We start from the raw sequence: 343 nt of genomic DNA, 5'->3' as shown, positions 1-343 counted from the left end.
GCCGGAAAGATCGGCGAGAATGAAGAAGCTTTCTTTAAGCTGAATTATGTGACACAGAAGGATTTTGAAGAAGGGAAACCCAAGGCAGTAAGCAGTCCATCGACGAGGGTGGATACAAGCACGTCGGCGACGCCGAAATATAAGAAGCAGGAAGTGCCTCGGGATGATTACACGGTAAAACAAGTAGCCGGCGGCTATGAAATCGAAATCACGAAGCTACCCGAAAATGCCAAATATATTAAACCTATCGTCTATGTAAAATTTGCAAATGACACGTATTTTGAAAACGGAGATATGGTTGCAGTGACGGCTGCGGAAAATCCGGGAACGCCGAGTACGCCTG

At 46.4% G+C, this 343-nt stretch carries 1 pseudogene; it reads left to right on the top strand.

Annotated elements, in window-relative coordinates:
• A pseudogene (locus OCV31_RS09685) lies at positions 1–343 on the top strand (hypothetical protein); the annotation flags it as partial.

This window comes from Aedoeadaptatus acetigenes (genome assembly GCF_025566985.1).
GTDB lineage: Bacteria > Bacillota > Clostridia > Tissierellales > Peptoniphilaceae > Aedoeadaptatus > Aedoeadaptatus acetigenes.
The sequence above is the reverse complement of the archived record's forward strand: the minus strand, read 5'-3'. Positions and strand labels throughout refer to the sequence as shown.